The sequence below is a fragment of the Bifidobacterium platyrrhinorum genome (assembly GCF_010667645.1).
Lineage (GTDB): Bacteria > Actinomycetota > Actinomycetes > Actinomycetales > Bifidobacteriaceae > Bifidobacterium > Bifidobacterium platyrrhinorum.
The window spans coordinates 40,234-66,226 of sequence record NZ_WHZV01000002.1; the positions used below are offsets into that span (position 1 = coordinate 40,234).

Below are 25,993 nucleotides of genomic sequence, written 5' to 3' on the forward strand. Positions count from 1 at the left end.
TGATTGGCGGTGAGGGACGAACGGAGGGCAACGATGACAACGACGATTGGACGACGAAGTTGGTTTCTCCATGTTCTTCGGTTGAAATGCTTCCGCATTCATGCCTGTTTATTTGCAAGGTGAAATCGTAACGTTTTGCGTGCCGGTGTTTCTGAACGATATCCGTGACCTCAGTGTCCCTGCAGCCGGTATTTCTCCTCGGTGGCCTGCTTGTCGGGAATCCACCAGTTTTCATGGGTGCGGTACCATGCGATCGTCTCGTCGAGCCCCTCGGCGAAATCGGTGTGACGCGGCCGCCATCCGAGTTCGCGCGTGATCTTCGTCGCGTCGATCGCATACCGCTTGTCGCCACCCGGCCGGTCACCCACATGGTCGAAATCGTCGGGGCGCCGCCCCATGCGTGCGAGAATCATACGCAGCACGTCGATGTTGCTCATCTCGCCGTCCGCGCCCACCAGGTACGTCTCGCCGATGCGCCCGCGCGTGAGAATCGCCCAGATCGCACTGCAATGGTCCTCCACGCTGATCCAGTCGCGCACCGCCGCGCCCGTCCCGTACAGTTTCGGCCGGATGCCGGCGAGAACGTTCGTCACCTGCCGCGGGATGAACTTCTCCACATGCTGGTACGGCCCGTAGTTGTTGCTGCAGTTGCTGATCGTCGCCCGCACCCCGTACGTGCGGTGCCATGCGCGCACGAGATGATCGCTCGCCGCTTTGGACGCCGAATACGGGCTCGACGGCTTGTACGGGCTCGCTTCGGTGAATTTGCGCGGCTCATCGAGTGCAAGGTCGCCGTATACCTCGTCGGTGCTGATGTGGTGGATGCGCAGCCCATGCCGTCGCGCCGCCTCGAGCAGCACGTACGTCCCGTCGATGTTGGTGCGCAGGAACGGCGTCGCGTCGAGGATCGAGTTGTCGTTGTGCGATTCGGCGGCGAAGTGGACGATCGCGTCGATCGGCGGCATCGCGGAGATCGCCCCGGTTGCGACCATCGCGCCGTCGCGCTCCGCCGCCTCCGTCAGCAGCGTTTCGACCAGTCCGGCGTCGCAGATGTCGCCGCGCACGAACGTGAGCCGGTCCGCGGGCACGCCGTCGAGGCTTTCGCGTTTGCCTGCATAGGTGAGTTTGTCGAGCACGGTGATGCGCACGTCCGGCTGTTCGCGCGCCACCCAGTGCACGAAGTTCGCGCCGATGAACCCGGCGCCGCCCGTCACAAGGATGTGGTGGGGTCGGGAATCATTATGGGAGTTTGTCATGGCTTCCATCGTAAGGTTCCTCGTAGGTCCCGAGATTCGACTCGCGTATGGCCGGGAGTCATTGCTGGTGCCGTCCCTGTTGTGTGTCGAATCATTCAGTGATGTGGTGTGGTGCTGACGATACCGAGTCCGCAAGTTTTTGTTTTTCGCTATTCACTATTCGGTCAGCAAATTCTTTGATCTTATTCTCTATCCACATGTAAGCGGTCTTCCCAGCGCTATAGTCGGCCTCAGCATACATGTCAATTCTTGAGTCTTCTCTGAGGCGTTCCACCTGGGCAAAAGCCTTTTTGTCATTTGGTGGATAGACTGCAAAGGTTGCCCCGCCGTTTTTCTTGACTACCGAGAAGGCAGGGACGTCACTGGGGCCATCGGCAATATAAATCATATTGGCAAAGTGAACTCTGCGCATGGACTCAGGCATTTGGGCATTGACGTCAATCTCGGGGTGGGTGGGTACTCCCTTGTTGATTTCAAAAAGCGCACGTGTCTTTGAAGTGTTGTCGATTGTGTACCCAAGTTCACTGATGATATGGGTATCGGGGTCCTCTATGAGGTCGCAGCCCCATACATCGGTAACATATTCCATTACCGTTGAACCCTCAATAATTTTACGCATCCCTGTGCTTACTATATAATGTTCTAATTTAATATCGTAATTCTTATATGTTTGATTGCTGTCGATTATATTCTTCGTCGCGACGAAAATCTCCGGGACTCCTGGATAGAACTTTAATTCTTTGCCGAAATTTTTAAGATCGCTGTTGGTTAATCCTGCAAAACGTCCACCTTCATGAGCGTCCCTTATGAATTGATTAAGGTAGATTGTGTCTTTATTGACTCTGATTTCTTGCTTCTGATATTTATCGGGGAGCGCATTGACTTCATTCCAGAAGCTACTGCTGTCCACTCCATACTTCTCGAAAATGGGATCTTGCATATATCCATCCACAAGAGTTTTATCGAAATCCCATACCACGGCTATAACATTTGACATTTTTACTTCTTTCTTTTGTATTGCGTTTATTGATTAATTCTGAGTCATTTATTGAGGTAGTAGCGCGATTTGCGGGCGGCTCCTTGATGTGAGATGAGTCCATCGGCAAGCATGCGTTTGAGCAGGCGCGATGCGGTTGCATAGCTTACGCCGAGATGATCCGCGATTTGGGTCACGGAAACGCCGTTCGACCGGGTGCCTTCCTTTGAGGATTTTTCGCGCATATAGTTCATGACATTCTGAACGACCTGCCGGGAGGATCGGCGAGGATTCCATTGTGGGAATCCTGTCGCGGCGGGCGTCTCATCGGCTTGGATGCTGGTCCCGGAGCCGATCATCGAATAGGTTTTCTCTTGTTTTTCGATGGCGTGTAACGTCTCCAAATCGCTTATGGCCACACTTACGCGTTCTTGGTCGAGGCTGGTTCTCGCTCTGATGTCTTCCGACCGCAATGCTCCATACTGTCTGAGCGCGGCCAGGACAATGAGACTCTCTATCGGCAAAGGCGATTGCCGCTTGTCGGTCAGGGCGTTAACGGTACGGATGAAATGTTCATCGACTGCGGTGGTGCGCAGAAGCAGTACGACTGCTTCTGGTGTGGATTGGGAGTAATCCGGCAATGGACGTCCCGCCGCCACCGTCCTTGCGAAGATGCGGTCGATGCCGCGACCGGTGCGTTCAACGTACCCGCAGCGTTTGAGTATGTCGGCGAGTTGCTGGTTTCTGGGCGTAGGCGACGTGGTAAGCAGATTGCCGAGACTGACTCCCCGCATGAATCCTCCGGGGTTTGCAATCGTCAGTCCGGTCTCATCCAGCTGGAATCGCACGGGGCCCAGGATTGTGTAGTCGCGATGGCAGAATGCGTTGATCATGGCTTCTCGGAACGCATCGCGGTCGATGTCATCGTAATTGGCGTGGTGTAAGCCAAGCATGACTTCGGTCTGCTTGTTCCAAGGAGTCAGCAACTCCTCTATGCGTGGGAGCATCGTCACCAGCGGCAATCGCAGAGTCTCGTCGGTTACCGGTTTGCCGTCGCGCATAACTTGGAATGTCGCTGTTGCCGAGGGGGCTCGTTGCCGCAATGCATGTTGCGTGCCGATGGTCACTATGCCCGCGATGGTTGGCATCGCCGCTCCGGTACGAATATCACGCACTGTCAGCCCGATGGCCCCGTCGAAGTCGGCGTCGGTGAGGGAGAGCAATTGATCGTCTGCGTGGGTTCGCGCGATGCCCTCCCTCAACAGGTCGCGTGCTCGAGGGTCGAGGTCGTCTAGTGAGGCACCGGGGGCTGGTTGCGCACTGTAATCGTATTGCTTGATGCTCGAGAGGCGTGATATGAATTCGTACGGGTACATGGTGATGATTTCCGGCTCGCCGTCCGCCTTCAACACGCGATGAATGACTCGTCCGCTTTTCGTGCATGTCAACTGTGATGACTCGTCCACGGTGATGGCGACGACGCTATGCCCGTCCACATTCAGGACCGAGGGGCGCACCGGGGTGGGTGGAACCGTGTTGTTGAATACGAATGCGGCCAACTGGCTGATGTTGCGGTGCTGTGGGCTCACGCCGGTCACGCGGCCGTCATCCTCGACGCCGAGATAGAGTGTTCCTCCTCGCGTGTTCGCAAATGCGACCACATTGTTGATGATTGTCGAATCGTCGATTGGTCCCGAGCGTTCGCTCTTGAATTCGACATGAAGGGATTCCTTGCTGGGTAGATGCATTACGACTCCTTGCCGGTGCAAACGTCATGGTCAGTCGATCTCTTCAAGAATCTTATCATATGAAGAGATTGATCTTTTCATTTGATAAGATTCTTGGATTTTCTCTATTTGCCGGGCGGCGCAGGGCGTGTGAGATTTCGGCGGGGTGGCCGGTAGGATGGGATGCGACAAAACGCACATGGACGGTGAAAGGTTTGAAGCCATGGTGGATAATACGCTGGAGAACAAGTATCCGGATTTGGTGGTTGTGGGTGCGGGCCTGTTTGGTTTGACGGTGGCGCAGCAGGCGGTGGAGCATACGGGCGCGCGCGTGCACATCATCGACGTGCGCGGTCATATCGGCGGTAACGCGTACTCGTATTTCGACGAGGAGACGGGCGCGGAGATCCACCGGTACGGCGCGCATTTGTTCCACACGTCCAACAAGCGCGTGTGGGAGTACGTGAACCGGTTCACCGGGTTCACCGACTATGTGCACCGCGTGTACGCGACGCATGACGGCGTCGTCTACCCGCTGCCGATCAACCTGGGCACGATCAACCAGTTCTTCCGTGCGGCGTACACGCCGGCCGAGGCGAAGGCCGTGATCGAACAGCAGGCGGGCGAATTGGCGGGCACTGATCCGCAGAATCTGAACGACAAGGGCATCCAGCTGATCGGCCGTCCCCTGTACGAGGCGTTCATCAAGAACTACACGGGCAAGCAGTGGCAGACCGACCCCTCGGAGTTGCCCGCGTCGATCATCAAGCGCCTGCCGGTCAGGTTCAACTATGACAACCGGTACTTCCGTGACACGTGGGAGGGCCTGCCCAGGGACGGGTACACGAAGTGGATGGAGCGTATGATCGACGATCCGAGGATCACCGTCGGATTGGGCGTGGACTTCTTCGACGAGGCGCAGCCGTACAACAAGAAGGCGCTCAAGGAGGCGGGCGTGCCGGTGGTGTACACGGGGCCGATCGACCGGTACTTCGGCTACGAGCTGGGGGATTTGAAGTGGCGGACCGTGGACTTCAAGGAGGTCCGCTACGACGAGGGCGACCATTTCGGCTGCCCGGTCATGAACTTCTCCGACGCGGACGTGCCTTACACGCGTGCCATCGAGTTCAAGAACTTCAACCCGGAACGCCGCGACTCCCAGAACCCGGACAGGACCGTGGTGTGGGAGGAGTACAGCCGGTTCGCCGAGCGCGGTGACGAGCCGTACTACCCGATCAACACGGACGAGGACAGGAAACTGTACGCCCAATACGAGGCGAAGGCCAAGGCCGAGCCGAACACCGTGTTCGGCGGGCGTCTCGGCACGTACAAGTACTACGACATGCACCAGGTCATCGACACCGCCCTCACCGCCTACGAAACCCAAGTCGCCCCGTTGCTCAACAAGTAACTAACCTCAGGCCACACGCACCTGCACATATAAAAGGTGGTCTGGTGGCGATGGGCCGCGTGTATGACGCGGCCCATCGCCACCAGACCACCTTTGTTTTTTCCCGTTTACCGCACGGGCTTGAGGTTCAGCGGCGTGAACATCAACTGGCTGCCGGTGATGTGCCGGAATCCATAATGTTCGTAGAACGTTGCGGCACGATCCGTGGCGGGTTCGACCACGAGTGCACGCGCGCCGATGATGTCCGCGGCTCCGAGCGCGCGCAGCACGGCGTCCCTGAGTAGTTGTCCGCCGAGATGCATGGTCTGGAATCGCACGTCTACGCCGAGCATGCCCAACAGGATGACGGGAATCGGGTCGGGGGTATTGCGGCGCAGCCAGCCTGAAGCGTCCGCATGTTCCATGCTGAAGGCGCTTAGCGTGTAGAAGCCGGCCAGCGTGCCGCCCGTGAACGTGCCGTAGGCGACGGCAGTGCCCTGTTTGCGGGCGGTGGTGATGTGGCGGTGCAGCCAATCGTTGACGACAGGCAGTCCGCAATCGAAGCCTTCGACGATGTCGTCGTTGGTGAGTTTGCGTGGTGCGGTGAAATCGGTCACTGCGCGCTCACTTCCAGATCGGTTCGCTTCTCAGCAGGTCGATTAGGGCCGGCGGCATCGGCTCATCCAAGGCGGAGGAGAATTCCTCCCAGGAATCATGGCTCAGTCGCAGGATGTGGGCCTCCCGGATATCCCGGTCGGCGGCTGCCAACAGATTGGACAACGCCCATTGAGACGTGCTCAGTCCCTTGGATTCCGCGGCTGCGTCCAAACGGGAGCGCTGCTCCTGGTTCAGGCGCATCTCAAAGCGGCTGTCCTTGTTCTGCATTGCTGTGCTCATACGTCATATTGTACGGTAAATGTACGGACATATCGGAGTGGGGTGTGTCAGAGTCATGGTTTTGACGGATGTCGTACATTGAGAAAAATGATGTCGCGACTATTGCGTAGCGGGAGCGTGCGAGTTTGAGGCTGAATGGTGTGGATAACGTATGCAGACAAGTCGGCGGCGATCAGTGATGATGGACGTTTCCGGTGTGGGTTGACGTGTGTGAAGCGATAGCAAGGAGACGGTCGCATTCATCTTATTGAATCCGTCCACGGCCGACGTGGAACAGGATGATGCTGGAAGCATAGAAATGCCAGTAGCGTCGAGACTGTCATCCTGTGAGGTGGTTTTTGAGTTTTTGGTTGTATTTGTTGTATTGGTCATCCTCGGACATAAGTTTGAGCAGGCGAGCATGGCCGTATGTCTTGCATCCGAATAACGGTGGTTTGGGGTGCGGTGGGCTTTGGGTTGACCTGCGGATGGTTTGGTGCCTTTCGTGTTGTCCGGCGGGTTGGGTTGCCCTTGAAATTTGGTTATTCCGTCTCCAGTAAATCCGTTCTTTATTTGTTTTAATTTTGCGGCTTGCGACATACTCCCGGTATGTGATCCTATGATTTAGATGGATCAATGTCATAGATACATATTTCTGATTTAATATCCATCCTCGTCTTGGTGTTGATTTTTGAGATGTGCGGTCAGGCTAAGTTGGAATGGGGTGAATCTAATTTCGATACGATTGACTGTATTTGCAATACGGAGTTTATGTATTTTTCGGAGGGATTGTATCGACGAATAGCGGTGATGGTGTTCTCTAAATCGGCTTCATGGGTTAGAGAGAGCTGCTGAGCGGCCTTATAAATGCTCATTTCGTCACTCAGAGGGATTGTGGCTTCCACTTGTGCGATACCGACTGTCATTTTTGCCCCGGGTAGTAAGACTAGAATATTCTCTAGTTTCCGTACAATAGCAGGTCTATTTAGGTCCTCGTAGATAATAATCGCTTTTAATAAGGATTGGGAAGCGTTATACTTCTTTGCGGCGTCATTGATTATTTTAAAATATTTTGGACCTAATATTCTAATTCTGTGTTCAACCAATGAGAATACTCGATAATTATAATTATCAATGTCTTGATTCTTTTGTGCGGGATCGTTTCTTAACAATTCAAAGAAAGAGACGACAATCAGTGCGGCAATTATTGTTGCCCATATATTGTCAATGAAAGATTGCAGATTTGATGGCGCGAGGATGGAGAAATCGAATATCGATGACAAGCCCCATATAAGGATAGCCGCTGCAAAGTAGGTGATAATCATTATGAGAGAAATCACTCGCTCTTTAAAGGTAAAAGCTTTCCTGAGGGCGGCGATGTAGGTAGGGAATACAAATAGCGTCACTGTGGTGAGTAACATTGGCAATGTGTTCACATTGTTTGTTTCAAATCGTTTTAGCAGTGCTGTCTCCCCAATAAAAACTATGCAGGGAGGTATTAATCGAAGAATCGTAAAACGAAAGAATCCCGATCCAGAGCCAGCTGCTATATCCTGAATGGGTATGTATGAGTTGATGATTGGATTGTCATCTTTTCGCTTTACTAACAGAAAGAATGCTTTTAGTGCTATTGCGGATAGGGCGATAATCAGAATGTCAACAATCGCGTGCAAATGAACGATCCTCTCTTGATTTCCTGTTCATGTGAGATATTGCTGTTCCGTATCTTAGTGAATACATTTATGAATAATCTCAACTGTCATCGCCACACATATCTTATATGCAAAGAATGTGGCGATGTTTTGGTGTTACATCATTCCGTGAATCGGTCACATTGGCAAATATGTTGTAGCAGGCCCCTGGCCTTTTCGTGTCAGCATTCCCGCGCCTACAAGCTCCCTGATGATGCTGGATGCCATCGCCGGTGACATGCCGATGATCTGCTGCGCCTGGCGCCGCGTCACCGAGCCATGCTGTATGGCGTAATCGAGAATCAGACGTTGCCTTTCATTGAGAAGAAGATTGCCGCCCTCCTGCGTATTGCGTCCTGTATTTGTTATGGACGGTGACCGATTCGGCAAGGAGGATTCGGCTGATGAGGCCGCCGAATCCATATCGTCATCTGTGGTATGCCGTGGCAGGACGACCTTGAACGAATGGTCGCTGATATCGAACTGTGGTTGTCGGGAATCGCCGCGGTAATCGCTTATAATCCTTCGGATGCCGGTGCCGTAGGCTTCCACCAACTTCAGGCGGTAAAACACGTTTACCAGTTTCGGATTGCGCTGCGACGAGATGCCGTTCATCATATCGTCACGGGTGAAATTGCCCGGCAGTCCGCCCAGATTCAGGAACTCCATGTGGTCATCGAATATGCTGACCAACGCCGGGCCTGAAAGACCGTAATCGCGGTGGACGATCATATTCAGTACCACTTCACGCAATACCGTTGGCGAATAATCGTAGGTGTCGATTCGTCTCATGTCGCTCCCGGTGCGGGATCGGATGGCATTGTGGCGGTTGATGAATTCCGTCAGTTGATCGAGCTGTGCCAGCAGTGAACCGGAGAACTCCTGTCGATTGAGGAATGTCTCTTTGCCCGCGTCGGCGAATACGGCCGCTTTGATGGACGACGTGCACTGATCCGAAAGCAGCCATGCGAGGTTGGTGTACGTTTCGTTGGGATTCACCATGCCTAAGGTGCGTTGCGAGGATGGTGTGAATGCCAGATCATTGTCGGCGAACACACGCTGCACGAACGTGAACGTCAGGTTCTGATCCAGTGATAGAGCATCTTCGAAGGAGCCTCCTGCGGTGGTTCTGATCATGTCCACTATCGCGGATTCGGAGGCTGGAATGGACGCCGCTCCGGAACGAATGTACACACCTGCCGGTCGGATTCCTTTATCTGCCAGGTAATACGGGCGATTGGTGCCGCGTTGAATATGTACGACGACGATTGAATGCCCGGATGCGGTTTCCGTGTCCACTGAAACGAAGCTCATCGGGTCGGGTTTGATCCCATCGGAAATTGCCTGTGTCGCGCGCCGCATGGATTCATCGGGATTAGGCACGCCGACGATGGTCCCGTCGTCTTCGATTCCAAGATAGATGGTGCCCCCGTCGGAATTGGCGAATGCCACGGCTGAGCGTTTTGCTCCGTCGGTCCAATCGCGCTTGAACTCCGTTTGCGCATCCTCGCGGTGGTTGATCATCGATTCCTCCGATATCGGGCGAAATTATCTGATAGTATCTTCTACTATCTGATAGTAGAAGATACTATCAGATAATGAGGTCAATCATCGGGGTGTTCTGACGGCTGTTGATGTTGGGCCGCGGCTGCTCATGCGTCCGTCTCTTGCGCTTGTCACCGCATGGCGCGGATGGCGGCGTCGCGCACGTGGCGTTCGAAGCGGCGGAGCTGTCGGGCGCCGGTGCAACGCATGCGTTCGGCGGGGGAGAGGCGGGCGATGAGCTCGTCCGCCATGCGCCGGTCGGCTTGGTAGGTCGCTTCGTTCTGCAACTGTCGCTGCCGGTCCTGCTGCCGGTCCTGTTGGCCGTCCCGGTCCTGCAGCGCATGCCGGTCCTGCGACTGATCCTGCGACATTTCTCCTTGCGCATCCCGCTGCCCGTCCATGCCGTCATCGGAGCCGTTCTCGCGAAGATTCAGGACCGCCTCTTCGTCGCGGAGCGCGTTGGTCATCAGGGCATAGCTGCGCTCGGGCAGGATGCCGCGGTCCATGCTGAGTCGAAAATCACGTGCGGCGGCGGTTGCGCGGGCGTGATGGAACGCGAATGCGAGGCTGTCCTGATGGACTGTGGCCTGTTGATCAGCAGTGTCGGTGTCATCGTCATTACCGCGGTTGCCACTCTCGGCAACGCCGACACCGACCAACCGGTGGTAGAGGATCACGTCGATGTCCGCGATCTTGTCCATGCGCGCGTACAGTTCGCCCGCGACCATGGCGTCGACCTCGGCCTCGTCTACGGATGCGGCTGCGGAGGCATGGTCTCCCATGGCTTCCTCCGGATCCACCTCCGCCTCCAATTCCGGGAACCGTATGCCGTCCCACGTCTCGCGCCGGTAGAGGCGGCACCAATGCTCGTCGCCGAGATAGCGGGCCTCGGTGTTGCGTCCCAGCTGGTCGCCGGTCAGCCGCATCGCTTTGCAGAACACGGTCTCGTACGCTTCCAGCGGATTCGTGAACAGCGTCACCGAATCCGGCTCCTTGGCGCCTTCCGCCGCCTGCTCGGCCACGTCGTAGATCGTGGACACGCCGAATCGCTTCGACCTCGCCTTGGCCATGTCGGCGCCGGTGCGGATCAACGCGTGCAGCAGCAGTTCGATGTTGCGGCGGTCGAGGATGTCATGCTGATCGGCGAACGCGAGATACGTGCCGTGCGCCGCGTCGAGGCCGGCGTTGCGCGCGGAGACGGCGGCCTCGGGGCCGGCGCCGGGGGTGACGCCATCGCGCGACGGCAGGCGCGTCGTGCGCACGCGGTCGTCGCGCGACGCGTATTCGTTCAGGATCGCCGGCGTCATATCGTCCGATCCGCGGTCCACGAGAAGGATCTCCAGATTCGTGTACGACTGGCGCAGAATCGAGTCGACGCAATACCGCACGTACCGCTCGGCGTTGTGCACCGGCACGATGATCGAAACAAGCGGCGTGATCTTCGGCGTATTCGGCGGCGTGGTCAGCAGCATATGATTCCGATACCTGGTTCCTTGTCATGGCGCCCTTGCGGGCGCCTGTCGCTCGCGCCGGCGCTGACTGCCGTCCGGTCGCGATCCGTGTTCTCATTCCCATGCGGTGCTCCGCTGGGAGGCCGGCTCCAGTATGGCACGCGTCGGCTGGACGTTACATGGGAGCCGCCGCGATTCTTCACACAATCCCGTCCGTATGCGGGCGATTGGGGCTATGTCCGATTGCGTCTGCTCTGTCTTGTGTTTATTTATTGGTAACTATAAATCTGCATACAAAAAAGCTCTGATTTCTTCTATACTAGAAATTAGAGGTGGAAATGATGTCGAATTATATCGTAAGAGAACAATTGGCCGATGTGTTGCTTGAACATCGAGGTACACCTGAGATCAAGGTGCTTACGGGTGTGCGCCGATGCGGCAAGAGCACGCTGCTGTCGCATTACGCGGAGACGTTGATCGCCGACGGTGTTCCCAGGCGTAACGTGTTCACAAGACGATTCGACTCCTTCGATATTCCACTCGACTATTCCGCCGAGGCATTGTACCGGGAATTGCAGGAAGCCGTTGCGCAAGCCGATCCGGGTATGTTCTATGTATTCCTCGATGAGATTCAGGAAGTGTCCGGGTGGGAAGGGGTTGTCCGTCGCCTGCATACCCGGGAAGACACGGATGTGTATATCACGGGGTCCAATGCATATCTGCTGTCCGGTGAGCTTGCCACGTATCTGACCGGTCGTTACGTGACGATCCCCGTCTACCCGTTGTCATTCCGTGAATATGCTTTGCATGCGGAAAAACAAAATGCGGGAACGTCTCGGGACCAACTGTTCGCCAGGTACATGATGTTCGGGGGAATGCCGGGCCTGTACGTCTCCGGCGACCCGGATCAAGGCAAGGCGGATGAGATCCTGGGGGCCATCTACGAATCCGTAGTGGTCAAGGACGTGGCCACCCGCTACGCCATCCGCGACCTTTCCGTATTGGAGAAGCTCAGCCGGTACCTGTTCTCCACGTCGGGCAACCTGTTCTCCACGAACAACGTGGTCAAAGTGCTGCGAAACGTCGGTATGAACGTGACGTATGCGACCGTCGACAATCAGATCGATGCCTTGGAGAAGGCGTTCATCATCTACGGGTGCGAACAGTCGAGGATCAGGGGCAAGGAACTGTTGCGCCCGCAACGCAAGTATTATCCCGTCGACAACGGCTTTCGTAATCTTGCCAACGGGTTCAACGGGGCCGATCTGGGTGCCCAACTGGAAGGCATCGTGTTCATGGAATTGCGGCGCCGCGGATACGCCGTGACGATCGGCACGATGCCGGGTGGCGAGATCGATTTCGTCGCCCGGCGGAACGCGGAGAAACTCTACATTCAAGTCACGTTGAACATGACCGATGAGCGTACCCGTGAACGCGAACTCCAGCCGTTGCGTGATTTGGACGATGCATTCCCTCGGATCGTCCTGACGCTCGACAGATTCGGAGGCGGTGTCACGTCCGAGGGGGTCCGCATCGTGAATGTGGTCGACTGGCTGTGTGAATGATTCGCTGCGGGGCGCTCCGCTCACTCCTCGGCGCTGGTGGAGGCGATGACGGCCTTGGCGGCGGCGTCGAGGCCGCTGGTGGCGGAACGCAGGTCGTCGGAGTACTGGCGGATGGCGTCGATGGCGGCGTCCACGTCCTTCTGGGAACCGTTCGCCGGGCAGGTGGGCGCGTCGCCCAGCTTGTCGACGTCGGCCTGTGCGGACTTGAGGTCGTCGAGCAGGGAGGCATCCTTCACGCCCTTGAGCTTCGACGCCGTGGCCGCTTCCTCCTGCGTGGTCTTCAGCGCGTCCTGATGCACCTTGAGCGCGGTGAGCTGCGTCCGGCAGTTCTCCACCGACTCGGCCGAAGCCTTGCCGCCGACCGTCAGCATGAACGCCGCGACCGTGATGGCGACCACCACGACCGCCGCGATGATGCCGATGACGAGTCCCTTCTTCGACTTCTTCTGCGGCTGCTGGGCGGTGACGTTCTCGGGCTGGGTGTTCTGCGTGTTCTTCTCTTCCATAAGGCACTCCTTCGTCTCGCGTATCAATCGCCCGTAACGTTCCGACGTGGTGCATGCGCTTCGCGGCATCGGCCGCCGGTCCGCGGGCAAACCCAAGCGAGTATACCCAAGCGGCGCCGCCACGCAACCGGATCGGGGACGAGTGACCGAAAACCGCGCGAAACGGTGAGACGGGAGTGGCGCTGGCCGGCTCGGTCCCGGTTCAGCGCCGGTTCAGCGCCGGTTCAGTCCCTGCGGAAGAGGTCGCGGGTGTAGACCTTGTCGCTGGCGTCGGCGAGGTCGGCGTTCCAGCGGTTGGAGATGATCACGTCGGCGTCGCGCTTGAACGCGGCGAGGTCGTGGGTGACGGGGCTGCCGAAGAAGTCGGGCGCGTCGAGCGTGGGCTCGTAGACGATCACGTCCACTCCCTTCGCCTTGATGCGCTTCATCACGCCTTGGATGGCGGACTGGCGGAAGTTGTCGGAGCCGGACTTCATGGTCAGACGGTACACGCCGACCACCGGGCGCGCCTTGCCGGCCGTGCGGGCGGCGTCGACGCGCTGGAGGATCTCGTCGGCGATGAAGTCCTTGCGTGTGGTGTTGGAGTCGACGATCGCCTCGATGAGGTTCTGCGGGACCTTGTCGTAGTTGGCGAGCAGCTGCTTGGTGTCCTTCGGCAGGCAGTAGCCGCCGTAGCCGAAGCTGGGGTTGTTGTAGTCGTCGCGGATGCGCGGGTCGTAGCAGACGCCCTTGATGATCTCGCGCGTGTTCAAGCCGCGGCTTTCCGCGTATGTGTCGAGTTCGTTGAAGTAGGCGACGCGCAGCGCGAGGTACGTGTTCGCGAACAGTTTGATGGCCTCGGCCTCGGTGGTGCCGACCACGAGTTCGGGGATGCCGGTGGATCCGTCCGGGTTCGTGCGGGTCTGCTCGGCCGGGTCGGCGCCGCCGGCGAGCAGGCCGACGAACGTGCGGGCCGCCTCGACGGCCTCGGGGTCGTCCTGCGGGGCGCCGACGACGATGCGGCTGGGGTGCAGGTTGTCGTACAGGGCGTGGCCCTCGCGCAGGAACTCGGGGGAGAACAGGATGCGACGGTCGTCGAAGCGTTCGCGGATCTGCCGCGTGTAGCCGACCGGGATCGTGGACTTGATGACGATCCACGCGGTCTTGTCGTACTTGCGGATCGCTTCGATGGCGGCTTCGACGCTGGAGGTGTCGAAGTAGTTCTTCTTCGGATCGTAGTTCGTGGGCGTGGCGACGACCGCGTAGTCGGCGCCCGTGTACGCCTGTTCCGGGTCGAGCGTGGCCTGGAAGTTCAGCGGGCGTTCGCCGCTTGCGTCGCCGTCGAGGAACGCGGTGATCTCGCGGTCCACGATCGGGCTTTTGCCGTTGTTGAGCAGTTCGACCTTTTCGGGCACGATGTCCAGCGCGTGCACCTCGTTGTGCTGCGACAACAGCAACGCCACCGACAGACCGACATAACCAGTACCAGCAACCGCAACCTTCACGGCGTGCTCCCTTCCACGGGCCTTGCGTGGCCTACAGGCCGTTTGCGCATGGTCTTGCGCATGGTCCATGGGCCGTTTGAACAACCACCAGCCATTGTAGCGGTGGCGGGCGGAGCGGGATGATGAGAATGGGGAATGATTGCGGCGCGGGTGAGGAATATGGACTTCTGCGTCTTTGCGGCGTTTTCTGCATCATGATGAAGAATCATGATGCAGAAAACCAACTAATGATGCAGAAAAATGATGCAGAAATGGGAATCGTTCGAAAGCGGGAGTGTGAAACTCGGCGAGAACCGGGGTGGGATTATCCCACGAGTTCGTTCACATTATCGATGCCGATGACCTGTCCGTGCCGGGTCTCGAAGGTTTCGTTCCCTCCATAGATGACGAACCGGTGTTCCGGGTCGAGACCCATTACCGGTGCAAGATCTTCGAGGTTTTCGAACGCCTTCGGCCTATAGGTGGATGACGACTTCACTTCGATGGCATACTTCGGCTGTCCTCCCTTTTCGATAATGAAGTCGATTTCCTTCTGGTTGCTGTCCCTCCAGTAGAACAGTTTCGGTTCGCGACCGATCGCCTGATACTGTTTGATGATTTCGACGGCGATGGCGTTCTCGTACAGATTGCCCCGGTATTGGCTGGTGAGCAGTTGCTCGGAGGATTCCATGCCCAACAGGTTCGCCGCAAGTCCGGTGTCGTAGAAGTAGAGCTTTGGTGCCTTGATGAGCCGCTTTCCGTAGTTTCTGTGGTAGGGGTGAAGCCTGAAAACGATGAAACTCGCTTCCAGTATGGACAGCCAATCGCGTGCTGTATCGGTGCTGATGTCGCAATCGTTGGCGAGGCTGGTGACGTTGAGTACCTCTCCGACGCGGGTGGCGCATATGGTGAGGAACGTATTGAACTCGGAGACCTTCTTGACCCCCAATTCGGCGCGGACGTCGCGATCTATATAGGTCTTCACGTAATTGGGGAAGAAGTCGGCCGGGTCTATGCCCATGGTTAGAGGGCGGGGATAGCCGCCGTCGAACAGAAAGTCGTCGATGGTGCGCGGCGTTCGGTGCGCGGTGGCGAGTTCCGCATAGGACAGAGGGAGTAGGTGGAGCACGGCGACGCGTCCGGCCAACGATTGGGAGATGCGTTGCATAAGCAGGAAATTCTGCGATCCGGACAGAATGTACTGACCGGGTTCGTTGCGACGGTCGATCGCTCCTTGCAAGTAGGAGAACAATGCGGGCGTGCGCTGCACTTCATCCAGGATCACGTGACTGTCGTATCTGTCGAGAAATGCCCGGGGGTCGTCCAATGCGGTCTCGCGCAGATCCTCATCTTCGAGTGAGAGATAACGGTAGTCGGGGAATGCTTCCTGCACGAGTGTGGATTTGCCGCTTTGGCGAGGACCGGTCAATGTGACCGCGGGGAACAGTTTCGCCAAGGACAGCATCTTGGTGGTAAGTTCACGGGGAATCATGAGACTCCTGTCTGTGGGTATTACGGCGGGCGTTGAGTCGGCATATGGTGCGGTATCCGTGGGCTGAGCGACGTCTACTCGGTGATTTACATAAGGTCTAGTCGGCAATCTACATATACTCTACTCGGTGATTTACATAAGGTCTACTCGGCGATTTACATAGGTTCTACTCGTCGATTTACATAAATTGTACTCGGCGATCTGCATGGATCGGCAATGGCTGGTTGTGGCTGTGGGGTTTGCGACGGCGGTGTGGGCGGGAATTCGGGGGTTCGGAGCCTGGGGCTGAACGGGTGGCGAAGAGGAAGCTGGGCCGGTGACGAATGGGAGGGCAAGGCTGGTGGCGGTGGCAGTGACTCGGAAGTGGCAATGGCTGCGGGGGTCGGACCATGATTCACGGGGTGCTTTGCGTGGATGTTCGATTCTGTGCGGTGGTTTGTGCGGTTTTCCGGTGGGTGGCGCGGACCGGGTGCGGCGTGTCGGTTGGGATTCCGCCATTTACTCCAACGTTGTACTAGTTTCGTTTGCGTGGGAGTGAAGTCGGGTGTATCTTAAAGTCATCAACAAGTACAAGGTTGTACTAACCGGAAAGAACAGAACGTCATCGCAGTGATGCAATGTCGCTTTCGCCAATAAGTACAACGTTGACTTAAATAGGAACTTACTCCGAGAGGAAAGGGACGACATGGCACAGCAGGCAGAATCCGGCAAGGCCCGTCTGGTGGTCGACACCGATTTCACCGTCGCGCCCGTCAATGACAGGCTGTTCGGCTCCTTCGTCGAGCATCTTGGCCGATGCGTCTACACGGGTCTGTACGAGCCGGGGCATCCGACCGCGGACGAGAACGGATTCCGAGGCGATGTCATCGACTTGGTCAAGGAGCTCGGCGTGACGACCATCCGCTACCCCGGCGGCAACTTCGTCTCCGGATACCGCTGGCAGGATGGCGTAGGTCCCAAGGAGGAGCGTCCCCGTCGCCTCGACCTGGCTTGGCACTCCACCGAAACCAACGAATTCGGCCTGCATGAGATGGTCAAGTGGCTTGACAAGGCCGGCGGCAACGAGCTGATGGAGGCCGTGAATCTCGGTACCGGTGGTCTGCAGGGGGCCCTCGACCTTCTGGAGTACTCGAATGTGCCGCAGGGCACGGAACTGTCCGACAGGCGCCGCGCCAACGGTGCCGAGGATCCGTTCAACATCCGCATGTGGTGCCTCGGCAACGAGATGGACGGCCCGTGGCAGATCGGGCACAAGTCGGCCGAGGATTACGGCACCCTTGCCGCATCGGTGGCCGCCGACATGCGCATGATCGACCCCGATGTGGAGCTGGTGGTGTGCGGTTCGTCCAAGCATGAGATGCCGACGTTCGGCAGCTGGGAGGAGACCGTCCTCGAAAAGACCTACGAGAACGTGGACTTCGTGTCCTGCCATGCCTACTATCACCCTGAGATGCAGCCCGACGGCACCCGCGACATGAAGAGCTTCCTGGCGTCCGGCGTCGACATGGACAACTTCATCAAGGAGGTCGCTTCCACGATCAGCGCCACCAAGGCCCGCCTCAAGAGCGACCATGACGTGTACATCTCGTTCGACGAGTGGAACGTGTGGTACATCAACGATGAGCCGAGCAAGAACCCGGAAGGCATCGGCAACTGGCCCGTCGCCCCACGACTGCTCGAGGACGTGTACAGCGTGGCCGACGCGGTGGTGTTCGGCGACCTGCTCATCACACTGCTCAAGAACGCCGACCGCGTGCATGCCGCAAGCCTGGCGCAGCTCGTCAACGTCATCGCCCCGATCATGACGGAACCGGGCGGCCCGGCATGGAAACAGAGCACGTTCCATCCGTTCGCATTGACGGCGCGCCTTGCCAAGGGCGGCACGGTGCTTGAACCGAAGCTCGCCTCGGACACCTATGAGACCGCCAAGTACGGCGAAGTGCCGACGATCAATTCGGTGGCGGTTCGTGGCGCCGACGGTTCGATGAGTGTGTTCGTCGTCAACCGTTCCATGGACGAGGCCACGGAATTCGAAGTGCGGTTGCCGGAAGACGGCTCCTTCTCCGCTGTGACGGCATGGACCCTGCACGATGACGACCTGTCGGCGAGGAACACCCTTGACGATCCGGAACGCGTGACGTTGCATGCCAACGAGTCGGCCGCCTTCGACGCGTCGGACGATTCGGGGCACGTCGTGAAGGTATCGCTGCCCGCCGCGTCCTGGACAGCGATTCAGGTTCGCTAAGAGATTTGACTGCACGCGCCAACAACGGTGTGACGCGTCTGCGGTCCATAACTGAACAATTCATAACTGAATATCCATCTCAGGAGAAAGAAAAGGATACGCCATGAAGAAAACAACGAAGTTCGCCGCCGCGTTCGTCGCCGGACTGACCGCCCTGTCGATGGCCGCCTGTGGCGCCCCCGGTGCGCCCAGCGGCTCCGGTGATGGCTCGAAGCAGGTGAACAACGACGCGAGCGCCAACGACAACGCGACCTGCCAGAACACCATCAAGAAGAAGGGTGTGGAGAAGGTCACGCTGTGGGCATGGTATCCGTCCATCGAGAAGATGGTCGACCAGTTCAACGAGGCGCATGACGATGTTCAGGTGTGCTGGACCCGCGCCGGTTCCGGCCAGACCCAGTACGAGAAGATCACCACGGCGATCAAGGCCGGCTCCGGTCTGGCCGATGTGGTGCAGATCGAATACGACGTGCTCAGCCAGTACGTCGCCGGTGCGGAGAAGCACCTGGTGGACCTCAACCAGTTCGGTGCCGACAAGATCAAGGACGACTACACCGAAGGCGCATGGAAGTCCGTCTCCCTCGGCAGCGATGACAGCGTGTACGCCGTGCCGGTTGATCTCGGCCCGTACGTCATGATGTACCGCAAGGACATCTTCGACAAGTACGGCGTGAAGGTCCCGACCACTTGGGACGAGTACGAGCAGGCCGGCAAGGAACTGCGTGAAAAGGGCTTCACCGGCCACATCGGCAACTATGAGCCCAGCGGCAACGGCTCGAACATCGCACTGCTCGCCCAGAAGGGCGCCAGCGTCTACGACTACTCCGCATCCGACCCGGAGAACGTGGGCATCGACTTCGAATCCGATGACGCCAAGCAGGTCATGGAATACTGGCAGCGTCTGGCCAAGGAGGACGTCGTGACCACCGACGACGCCTACACCACCGAATGGTACAAGTCCATCGTCGACGGTTCCTACGCCACGGCCGTGTGCGCCTCCTGGCTCGTGGGCAACCTGCGTGACATCTCCGGCGCCGACGCGAATGCCGACTGGAAGGTCACCACCGCCCCGGTCTGGGATGATTCGACCCCGCAGGTCAACTTCGGCGGCTCCTCGCTCGCCGTCACCGACCAGGCCAAGCACACCGAGGCCGCGGCCAAGGTCGCCATGGAGTTCTTCGCCAGCGACGACATCCAGGAGACCGCCGTCACCGAGGCCGCCCTGTTCCCGACCTGGACCAAGAAGCTCGAGTCCGACGAGTTCATGAACATGACGGACAGCTTCTACGGTGACCAGAAGATCAACCAGGTCATCGTGCCGGTCGCCAAGGCCTACAAGGGCTACGACTTCCTGCCCTTCCAGCCGTACGCCTACGACGAGCAGACCAAGGTCTTCACCGACATCGTGCGCAACGGCGCGAACGTGGACTCCAAGCTGGCCTCTCTCGACAAGACCCTGAGGGACTACGCCACCCAGCAGGGTTTCACGGTCAAGAACTGATATCGGCGCATTGACGGGGAGGCGTGGTTCGCCGCGCCTCCCCTCCGCTAAGGGAGCTGAACAATGGCAAAGAAAAACGCCGCGGCGGGCATGCGGCATAGCAACAAGCGCGACAATCTGTGGGGATGGTTCTTCACCGCTCCGTTCGGTGTCGTCTTTCTGATCTTCCTGGTCGTCCCGCTCATCTACGCGTTCTACGTATCGCTGTACTCCTACACCCAGGTGCGCGGCAGTGTCTTCGCCGGTCTGGGCAACTATGTCAGGGCGTTCCAGGACCCCATCTTCCTGACGGGTCTCGGACGAGTGGTCAGGTTCACCGTGGTAATGGTGCCCTGCCAGCTGTGCTTCGCCCTGCTGCTGGCACTGGTGCTCGACACCATGAAGAACAAGTTCGCATCGTTCTCCCGACTGGTGTACTTCCTGCCGTATGCCATCCCGGTCGTCATCGGCGCCCTGATGTGGGGCTTCCTCTACTCCAAGGAGATGGGCCCGTTCACGACGATCTTCGAGCTGTTCGGCCTGTCGGCGCCCGGTTTCCTGACGACGAACGGCATCTTCGGTTCATTGGTCAACGTGGTGACCTGGCAGTGGACCGGCTACTACATGGTCATCCTGTATTCGGCACTGCAGTCGGTGCCGACCGAGCTCTACGAATCCGCCCGCATCGACGGCGCGTCCGAGGTGACCATCGCCCTGCGCATCAAGACCCCGATGATCGCCAGCTCCATCGTGATGGTGACCATCTTCGCGATCATCGGCACGCTGCAGTTCTACACCGAGCCCACGGTCCTGCGTAACAACGCCCCCTCGATCATCCCCGCCGAATACACGCCGAACATGTACGCCAAGGCGCTCGCGTTCAACTACAACCAGTTGAACTACTCCGCCACCGTGTCGTTCGCGCTCGGTCTGATCGTGGTGATCTTCAGTGTTCTCTTCATGCGCCTGACGCGCAAGCAGTCCGGATTGGAGGGCTGAGATGCATAACAACAAATCGATTCGCAACGGGAACAAGGTGTTCTCCTACGTGCTGCTGGCGATCTGCTGCGTGTACTTCCTGTTCCCCGTATGGTGGCTGGTCGTCGCGGCCACCAAGACGAACTCCGGACTGTTCACCGGCACCGGCGGCTCGATGTGGTTCGACAAGACCTTCGCCCTGTTCGACAACATCAAGCAGCTGACCACGCATGAGAACGGCATCTACTGGCGTTGGCTGGCCAACTCCTTCCTGTATGCGTTCGTCGGAGGCTTCGGCGCCACGGCCATCTCCGTGATGGCCGGATACGGATTCGCCAAGTTCCGGTTCGTGGGCCGTAAGGTGTACTTCAACATCGTGCTCGGCGCGTTGATGATTCCGACTACCGCGCTCGTCATCCCGATGTTCATCCTCATGTCCCAGTTCGGCATGACCGATACGATCTGGGCCGTGCTGCTCCCATCCCTGCTCTCTCCGTTCGGCACGTACCTGATGCGCGTGTACTGCGCGGGATCCCTGCCCGACGAGATGATGGAGGCCGCCCGCGTGGACGGCGCCGGCGAGCTGCGCACCTTCTTCCAGGTCTCGCTGCCCATCATGACCCCTGCCATCACCACCGTGTTCCTGCTGAATGTGGTCGGCTGCTGGAACAACTTCTTCCTGCCGTCCGTGGTGCTGACCGACGCCAAGCTGTTCCCCATCACCGTCGGCCTCACCCAATGGCAGGTGAAGTCCAACATGGGTGCCGGCGCGGAACAGGTCTGGAACCTCGTGACCTCCGGTGCGTTCATCTCGGTGATTCCGCTGGTGCTCGCCTTCCTCTTCCTTCAGCGCTACTGGGTCGGCGGCATCACCACCGGTTCGGTGAAGGGCTGAGCCGGATGACGCCGGCTCCGGTTCCCCGGATCCGGGACCGGCGTCATCCCTCTGGTTCCTCCCTCATCATTGGTTTCCCCTCTTTGCCTCTTCCTCTTCCTTGTTCCTTGAACGGCGCGCGGTGCATGCTCTTTCTCCCCATTTCCGGCATGCGCCACGCGCCGTTGCATATGGAAGGCGGGGAGTGGAACGGTGCTCTCGGCGTTGCTCCCGGATAACGCGGAATGACGGGATAGGCTGAAGGAAATCGTTAGAATCTAAGTCAACGGAGACTCAGCAAGGAGCGTACGATGCCTAAACGTGTGACCATCAAGGATGTGGCCCGTGAAGCGTCCGTGTCATTCAAAACGGTCTCCAACGTCATCAACGGCACGGGCAGCATGAGACCGGAAACGCGCCAACGTGTCGAAGAGGCGATCGAACGCCTTGGATACTCGGTGAACATGTCGGCACGCATGCTGAAATCCGGCACCACGAATCTCATCGGCCTCGCGGTATGCAACTTCACCCAGCCGTTCATGTCCTATCTGGCCTGCCTGATCATCAAGGCCGCGAAACGGCGCAACTACGGGGTCGTCATCAACACCTACGAATTCGACGGCGCCGGTCTGGAGGACATCGTCACCGATTGCCCAAGGCTCGGGGCCGACGGCTGGATCTTCTACGCGGACCGACCGTTGCGCGATAGGGCCGCGGTGCTCGACCAGCAGTTCCCGGTCGTGCTGGCCGGCGATTACAGCGCCTACGGCCGGACCGACAGCGTCACCATGCCGAACAAGCAATCGTTGTATGACACGGTTTCGCGATTGCTGAGGCAGGGGTACGACCGTATCGGTCTGATCGGTGTGCCCGACGAGGCCGACAGGGACCGTATCTTTTCGGTTCATGAAGGCGGCCGCGCCCTGCGCTCGCAGGGATACATCGAAGCATTCGACGATTACGGGAAGACCGTGGATTGGAATATCCTGCGTTCGGGCAACCGCTGGGACAGCGGCGACGGCGAACGTGCCGTGGTCGGGCTCCTCGCCGAGAACGAATGCCCGCAGGTCATCGTCTGTTTGAACGATTCCCTGGCGATCGGTGCCATGCATGAGTTGCAACGCCGTGGGTATCACGTCCCGGATGACGTGCAGATCATCGGCTTCGACAACATCGCGGAAGGCCGGTTCGCCAATCCGGCGTTGACCACCATCGACCCCGATGTCGAGGATTTCGCCCAGAAGGCCGTGGACATGCTCATCGAGCGGTTGGAGGGGTATGACGGGCCGGTGCGGACCTACACCACCGACTACACGCTCATCGAACGCGGCTCCACCAGATTCGGGGGGGGGGTAGCGGCCTCGGGCGGTAGATGAGTCAAAGCGAATGCATGCGGGTGATTGGTGATGGTGCCGCTCCTGGTGCACCCATCGCCGATCATCCGCGGGTATCGACGCGGGTTTGTCCGCCATCCGCCGTTTGCGGTGGATGAGCGGAGCAGATGTAACGTGTCCGTTGTGCGCTGTGCCACCGTATGTGTGAACCGCCAGATTCGGTGTACGGGGGCGAGAATCCGTACCACCGTACGCGCGGACGCACCGATTCCGCAAACAGTGGCGCAACGGTGTACCCCCGTTTGCGGAAAACTGCCGGAATTCGTGTACGGGGGCGTGGTGCCGTTCCTTGGAATCCTTGGAATTCCAACGTTTTCTTCATTCATGGTCAGTGGCGGTACGGGGAAGGGTGTGCCCCCGTTTGCGTAAAGCGCCCTCTCTTGCCATACGAGGGCACGGTTTCGCGGCCCCGTATGGCCGTACGGCTGGTTTCGACATACGGGGCGTACGGACGTCTACGGGAGCATGAAGCCAGTAACCCGCCTGTACAATCGATCTGCCTGTGCAGGCAATCCCGGCCGCGCCACCCGCCACAGGCAACGAAAGGTCGAGTTGTCAGTCGGTCAGTCGAACCATGACAGATATGCCGCGTAGTCGATATTGTCCAGATTGCCGGCGCTGGCTGCTTCGCGCATATCCTCGAATGCCTGACGCCCATGTGACTTCGGCTGGTTCCGATAATCGATGACATGATCCCGGGAAGCCATGCGGCTGGGACGATTCGTCTCCGGTTACCGCCGCATGGCTTGGCCCGTCTCCTGCTGTGTCACTGCGCCGTCACCGCGAAGGTGCGGGCGGCGTAGACGCCGGCGGGCAGGGTCACGGTGAGGGTGTTGTCGGCGGCGTTCCAACGTTCCGGCCATGCGGGCAGTTCCGCGCTCGGCACGGGGAAGAGCGGTTCCACGGTCACGGCGGCACCCGCTGTGCCGGCGGCGGAACCGGCCTCCGCCCCGGCGAACTCCGGCAGCTTCAGCGTCACGTCGCCGCCCTTGCCATCGCGGGCCCATACGGTCACGAACGCCTTGCGTGCCGGTGCGTCGACGTCGACCGTCGCGTCACCGCACGCCGCGGCACCTGTACTCGCCGTCGCGTCGCCACTCGCCGCGGCATCCGCGCCGCCTGCCGGCACCCGCAGTCCCAGCGCCACCACGTCGTCGTCCCACTGCGGCAGGCCGAGCGGCCAGAACGGCACGGACCCGCCGATCACCGGCTGCACCTCGCGCTTGTACGCGTCCACGGCCTGCGTGATCATCGCGCGCTGCGCGTCGCTCATCCGATTCACGTACCCGGACAGGAAGAACCGGCCCAGGAACGTGGTGTTGAGGTTGAACGCGAACGCCTCCGGATCGTCGTTCGCGTTCGGGTACGCCCAGTTGCCTGCCTGCTCGGGCGTCATGAGCATCGGCGCGGCGGCCGCGATCGTCGGGTAGAGACGGAAGTCCTGCTGGTCGGACGTGGACTGCACCTGGAAGCGCGAGGTCTGCGCGAAGTCCATGCGCATGCCGCCGGACGAGCAGTTCTCGATGATGAGCTCCGGGTGCCGCGCATGCAGCCCTTCCACCCACGCGCCGTACGCGCGGTTATGCCCGAGCAGGCCGTCGCCGGCGCCGTCCGCGTCCGTGTCGGTGCCCGCGTCCGGCGAGACGTTGTAGTCGAACTTGAAATAGCCCACGCCGTAGTCGTTCACCAGACGGTCGACCGTGTCGTCGAGATGTTTGCGCGCGGCCGGGTCGCGCAGGTCGAGCAGATAGCGTTCCTGCTCGACCACGCGGCGGCCGTGGCGGTGGAAGAACGCCGATTCCGGCAGTTTCACGGCCATCGGCGACTTCACGCCGATCACCTCCGGCTCCAGCCACAGGCCCGCGATCATGCCGGCGTCGCGGATCGCGTCGATGACCTCGGTGATGCCGTTCGGGAAGCGCTTCCTCGACGGCATCCACTCGCCGACCGACGGCCACCAGTCGCCCGTGTCGTCGTACCAGCCGGCGTCGATGCAGAAGATCTCCGCGCCGACCTCGGCGGCGCCCTTGACCAGCGGCAGCAGCTTCTCGGTCGTCGGATCGCCGTTGATGGTGTTCATGTAGTCGTTGAAGATGACGCGCGGGCGGGCGTTGTCCGCCTTCTCGATGCGCATCGCGCGACGGTACGCGGTCACGGCCGCGGTCGCCGCGTCGGAATCGGCGGCGACGGTGACGGACGCCGGCACCGTGGTGAATGATTCGCCGGGCGCGAGGCGCTTCGCCCACGCATGGTCGACGTTCGTCGGGCCGGACAACGCGATGTAGCCGTCCTCCGTGTCTCGCGCGACCTCCCAGCGCCACGCCGCGTTGTGCTCGATCTGGAACAGCCAGGTCAGGCCCAGCTCGCGCGAGTCGAGCAGCGCGAGCGGCGTGTGCTTGCCGGTGGACCACGTGCCCGTGTTCACCACTGCATGCTCGCTGCGCGGGTTGTGGCCGGTCATCTGCTGGTTGAGGCGCGGGAACAGGTCACGCGTGGGAGTGGCGTGCCAACGGCCCTCGCCCAGCCACTCGTGCTCGCCCTCGAGGAGCGTCCACGCGTCGCAGTCGGCGGCCTTGCCTGCGGGAGCGCCGAACGCCGACACCCAGCTCGTCACCGATTCGAGGACGATCGCGCCGTCCCCGCCGAGCGCCGGAGCGTCGGGGGTGGCGGGATCGCCGACGTTCGCGACCGTCACGGACGTGCGGAACATCGGCGTGCCGGCGGGCAGATCGTAGTGGACGGTGGCGGTGAGGCCCAGCGCCGTGTCGGCGAGCGTCACGTCGAGATGGTCGCCGTGCGCGTCATGCGTGGCGGCGTGCGAGACGTAGCGCAGCGCGCGGCCGATGTCGGTGTGCGCGAGGCGGTCGTTCGCCAGCCAGTGGCCGGTGCCGGTCGCCAGGATCTCCGTGAGCGGCAGGCGGTGGCCGAAGCGCACGTCGACCCCGTTCGCGCGCAACGCCGCCACCGAGGCGGTTTCGCCGTCCGTCCATTCGAAACTCAGCGTCAAGGCTTCGTTGCCCCATTCAAAAGTCGGCATCATGATCCTTTCGTTCCGCGTCGTCCGCGCCGATCCGTGCGTTGGTA

General features: G+C 59.4%; 19 protein-coding genes. 7 read left to right on the forward strand and 12 right to left on the reverse strand.

Annotated elements, in window-relative coordinates:
- Window positions 1-170 precede the first annotated feature (170 nt).
- The 3 genes from rfbB to GFD21_RS03560 all read right to left on the reverse strand — a co-directional run bounded on the left by rfbB (window position 171) and on the right by GFD21_RS03560 (window position 3,980).
- Window positions 171-1,265 carry a dTDP-glucose 4,6-dehydratase gene (gene rfbB, locus GFD21_RS03550; protein ID WP_225431631.1) on the reverse strand — a complete coding sequence of 365 codons (1,095 nt, stop codon included), beginning with the start codon at window positions 1,263-1,265 and terminating at the stop codon, window positions 171-173.
- Window positions 1,266-1,347: 82 nt separating this feature from the next.
- Window positions 1,348-2,253, reverse strand: coding sequence for an HAD family hydrolase (locus tag GFD21_RS03555; protein WP_163196577.1), 906 nt, complete (start codon window positions 2,251-2,253; stop codon window positions 1,348-1,350).
- Window positions 2,254-2,297: 44 nt separating this feature from the next.
- Window positions 2,298-3,980 (reverse strand): RNA-binding domain-containing protein, encoded by a 1,683-nt coding sequence (locus GFD21_RS03560; protein WP_163196578.1) that lies wholly within the window; start codon window positions 3,978-3,980, stop codon window positions 2,298-2,300.
- 202 nt (window positions 3,981-4,182) lie between these two features.
- Between GFD21_RS03560 and glf the strand changes: the two genes are divergently transcribed.
- Window positions 4,183-5,370: a UDP-galactopyranose mutase gene (gene glf / locus GFD21_RS03565; RefSeq protein WP_163196579.1), complete on the forward strand. Its 1,188-nt coding sequence runs from the start codon at window positions 4,183-4,185 to the stop codon at window positions 5,368-5,370.
- A 107-nt stretch (window positions 5,371-5,477) separates the two neighbouring features.
- On the opposite strand, the gene GFD21_RS03570 is transcribed toward glf, so the two are convergent.
- The 5 genes from GFD21_RS03570 to GFD21_RS03590 form a co-directional block, all read right to left on the reverse strand.
- Complete coding sequence (locus tag GFD21_RS03570; protein WP_163196580.1) at window positions 5,478-5,966, reverse strand: N-acetyltransferase; 489 nt, start codon at window positions 5,964-5,966, stop codon at window positions 5,478-5,480.
- Window positions 5,967-5,973: 7 nt separating this feature from the next.
- On the reverse strand, window positions 5,974-6,234 hold the full coding sequence (locus GFD21_RS03575; protein WP_163196581.1) for a type II toxin-antitoxin system TacA family antitoxin: 261 nt from the start codon (window positions 6,232-6,234) through the stop codon (window positions 5,974-5,976).
- A 695-nt stretch (window positions 6,235-6,929) separates the two neighbouring features.
- Window positions 6,930-7,898 (reverse strand): hypothetical protein, encoded by a 969-nt coding sequence (locus tag GFD21_RS03580; RefSeq protein WP_163196582.1) that lies wholly within the window; start codon window positions 7,896-7,898, stop codon window positions 6,930-6,932.
- Between the two features lie 156 nt (window positions 7,899-8,054).
- Window positions 8,055-9,440, reverse strand: coding sequence for an RNA-binding domain-containing protein (locus GFD21_RS03585; RefSeq protein ID WP_163196583.1), 1,386 nt, complete (start codon window positions 9,438-9,440; stop codon window positions 8,055-8,057).
- Window positions 9,441-9,592: 152 nt separating this feature from the next.
- Window positions 9,593-10,933: a glycosyltransferase family 2 protein gene (locus GFD21_RS03590; RefSeq protein ID WP_163196584.1), complete on the reverse strand. Its 1,341-nt coding sequence runs from the start codon at window positions 10,931-10,933 to the stop codon at window positions 9,593-9,595.
- A gap of 320 nt (window positions 10,934-11,253) precedes the next feature.
- Between GFD21_RS03590 and GFD21_RS03595 the strand changes: the two genes are divergently transcribed.
- Window positions 11,254-12,477, forward strand: coding sequence for an ATP-binding protein (locus tag GFD21_RS03595; protein ID WP_163196585.1), 1,224 nt, complete (start codon window positions 11,254-11,256; stop codon window positions 12,475-12,477).
- A 20-nt stretch (window positions 12,478-12,497) separates the two neighbouring features.
- Here GFD21_RS03595 and GFD21_RS03600 read toward each other — a convergent pair whose 3' ends face one another.
- From GFD21_RS03600 to GFD21_RS03610, 3 genes are all read right to left on the reverse strand, one after another.
- Window positions 12,498-12,983: a hypothetical protein gene (locus GFD21_RS03600; RefSeq protein ID WP_163196586.1), complete on the reverse strand. Its 486-nt coding sequence runs from the start codon at window positions 12,981-12,983 to the stop codon at window positions 12,498-12,500.
- A gap of 224 nt (window positions 12,984-13,207) precedes the next feature.
- The gene (locus GFD21_RS03605; protein WP_163196587.1) at window positions 13,208-14,467 is read right to left on the reverse strand and encodes a nucleotide sugar dehydrogenase; all 1,260 of its coding nucleotides are present in this window, start codon (window positions 14,465-14,467) and stop codon (window positions 13,208-13,210) included.
- 304 nt (window positions 14,468-14,771) lie between these two features.
- Entirely contained in the window at window positions 14,772-15,911 is a 1,140-nt protein-coding gene (locus tag GFD21_RS03610; protein WP_225431660.1) for an ATP-binding protein, read from the reverse strand.
- A gap of 712 nt (window positions 15,912-16,623) precedes the next feature.
- Between GFD21_RS03610 and arfA the strand changes: the two genes are divergently transcribed.
- The 5 genes from arfA to GFD21_RS03635 all read left to right on the forward strand — a co-directional run bounded on the left by arfA (window position 16,624) and on the right by GFD21_RS03635 (window position 22,891).
- Window positions 16,624-18,183: an arabinosylfuranosidase ArfA gene (gene arfA, locus GFD21_RS03615; protein WP_163196589.1), complete on the forward strand. Its 1,560-nt coding sequence runs from the start codon at window positions 16,624-16,626 to the stop codon at window positions 18,181-18,183.
- A 103-nt stretch (window positions 18,184-18,286) separates the two neighbouring features.
- The gene (locus GFD21_RS03620; RefSeq protein ID WP_163196590.1) at window positions 18,287-19,684 is read left to right on the forward strand and encodes an ABC transporter substrate-binding protein; all 1,398 of its coding nucleotides are present in this window, start codon (window positions 18,287-18,289) and stop codon (window positions 19,682-19,684) included.
- Between the two features lie 63 nt (window positions 19,685-19,747).
- Window positions 19,748-20,662, forward strand: a complete 915-nt coding sequence (locus GFD21_RS03625) for a carbohydrate ABC transporter permease (RefSeq protein ID WP_163196591.1) — start codon at window positions 19,748-19,750, stop codon at window positions 20,660-20,662.
- Between the two features lies 1 nt (window position 20,663).
- Complete coding sequence (locus GFD21_RS03630; protein WP_163196592.1) at window positions 20,664-21,536, forward strand: carbohydrate ABC transporter permease; 873 nt, start codon at window positions 20,664-20,666, stop codon at window positions 21,534-21,536.
- 302 nt (window positions 21,537-21,838) lie between these two features.
- Window positions 21,839-22,891, forward strand: coding sequence for a LacI family DNA-binding transcriptional regulator (locus GFD21_RS03635; RefSeq protein ID WP_318643729.1), 1,053 nt, complete (start codon window positions 21,839-21,841; stop codon window positions 22,889-22,891).
- Window positions 22,892-23,675: 784 nt separating this feature from the next.
- Here GFD21_RS03635 and GFD21_RS03640 read toward each other — a convergent pair.
- Window positions 23,676-25,949 (reverse strand): glycoside hydrolase family 36 protein, encoded by a 2,274-nt coding sequence (locus tag GFD21_RS03640; RefSeq protein WP_163196594.1) that lies wholly within the window; start codon window positions 25,947-25,949, stop codon window positions 23,676-23,678.
- Between the last annotated feature and the right edge of the window lie 44 nt (window positions 25,950-25,993).

Excerpts from the sequence above, each read along its gene's own strand:
- rfbB (WP_225431631.1), bottom strand. The coding sequence starts at position 1,265 with ATGGAAGCCATGACAAACTCCCATAATGATTCCCGACCCCACCACATC.
- GFD21_RS03555 (WP_163196577.1), bottom strand. The coding sequence starts at position 2,253 with ATGTCAAATGTTATAGCCGTGGTATGGGATTTCGATAAAACTCTTGTG.
- GFD21_RS03560 (WP_163196578.1), bottom strand. The coding sequence starts at position 3,980 with ATGCATCTACCCAGCAAGGAATCCCTTCATGTCGAATTCAAGAGCGAA.
- glf (WP_163196579.1), top strand. The coding sequence starts at position 4,183 with ATGGTGGATAATACGCTGGAGAACAAGTATCCGGATTTGGTGGTTGTG.
- GFD21_RS03575 (WP_163196581.1), bottom strand. The coding sequence starts at position 6,234 with ATGCAGAACAAGGACAGCCGCTTTGAGATGCGCCTGAACCAGGAGCAG.
- GFD21_RS03585 (WP_163196583.1), bottom strand. The coding sequence starts at position 9,440 with ATGATCAACCACCGCGAGGATGCGCAAACGGAGTTCAAGCGCGATTGG.
- GFD21_RS03590 (WP_163196584.1), bottom strand. The coding sequence starts at position 10,933 with ATGCTGCTGACCACGCCGCCGAATACGCCGAAGATCACGCCGCTTGTT.
- GFD21_RS03595 (WP_163196585.1), top strand. The coding sequence starts at position 11,254 with ATGTCGAATTATATCGTAAGAGAACAATTGGCCGATGTGTTGCTTGAA.
- GFD21_RS03600 (WP_163196586.1), bottom strand. The coding sequence starts at position 12,983 with ATGGAAGAGAAGAACACGCAGAACACCCAGCCCGAGAACGTCACCGCC.
- GFD21_RS03610 (WP_225431660.1), bottom strand. The coding sequence starts at position 15,911 with ATGCTGTCCTTGGCGAAACTGTTCCCCGCGGTCACATTGACCGGTCCT.
- arfA (WP_163196589.1), top strand. The coding sequence starts at position 16,624 with ATGGCACAGCAGGCAGAATCCGGCAAGGCCCGTCTGGTGGTCGACACC.
- GFD21_RS03620 (WP_163196590.1), top strand. The coding sequence starts at position 18,287 with ATGAAGAAAACAACGAAGTTCGCCGCCGCGTTCGTCGCCGGACTGACC.
- GFD21_RS03625 (WP_163196591.1), top strand. The coding sequence starts at position 19,748 with ATGGCAAAGAAAAACGCCGCGGCGGGCATGCGGCATAGCAACAAGCGC.
- GFD21_RS03630 (WP_163196592.1), top strand. The coding sequence starts at position 20,664 with ATGCATAACAACAAATCGATTCGCAACGGGAACAAGGTGTTCTCCTAC.
- GFD21_RS03640 (WP_163196594.1), bottom strand. The coding sequence starts at position 25,949 with ATGATGCCGACTTTTGAATGGGGCAACGAAGCCTTGACGCTGAGTTTC.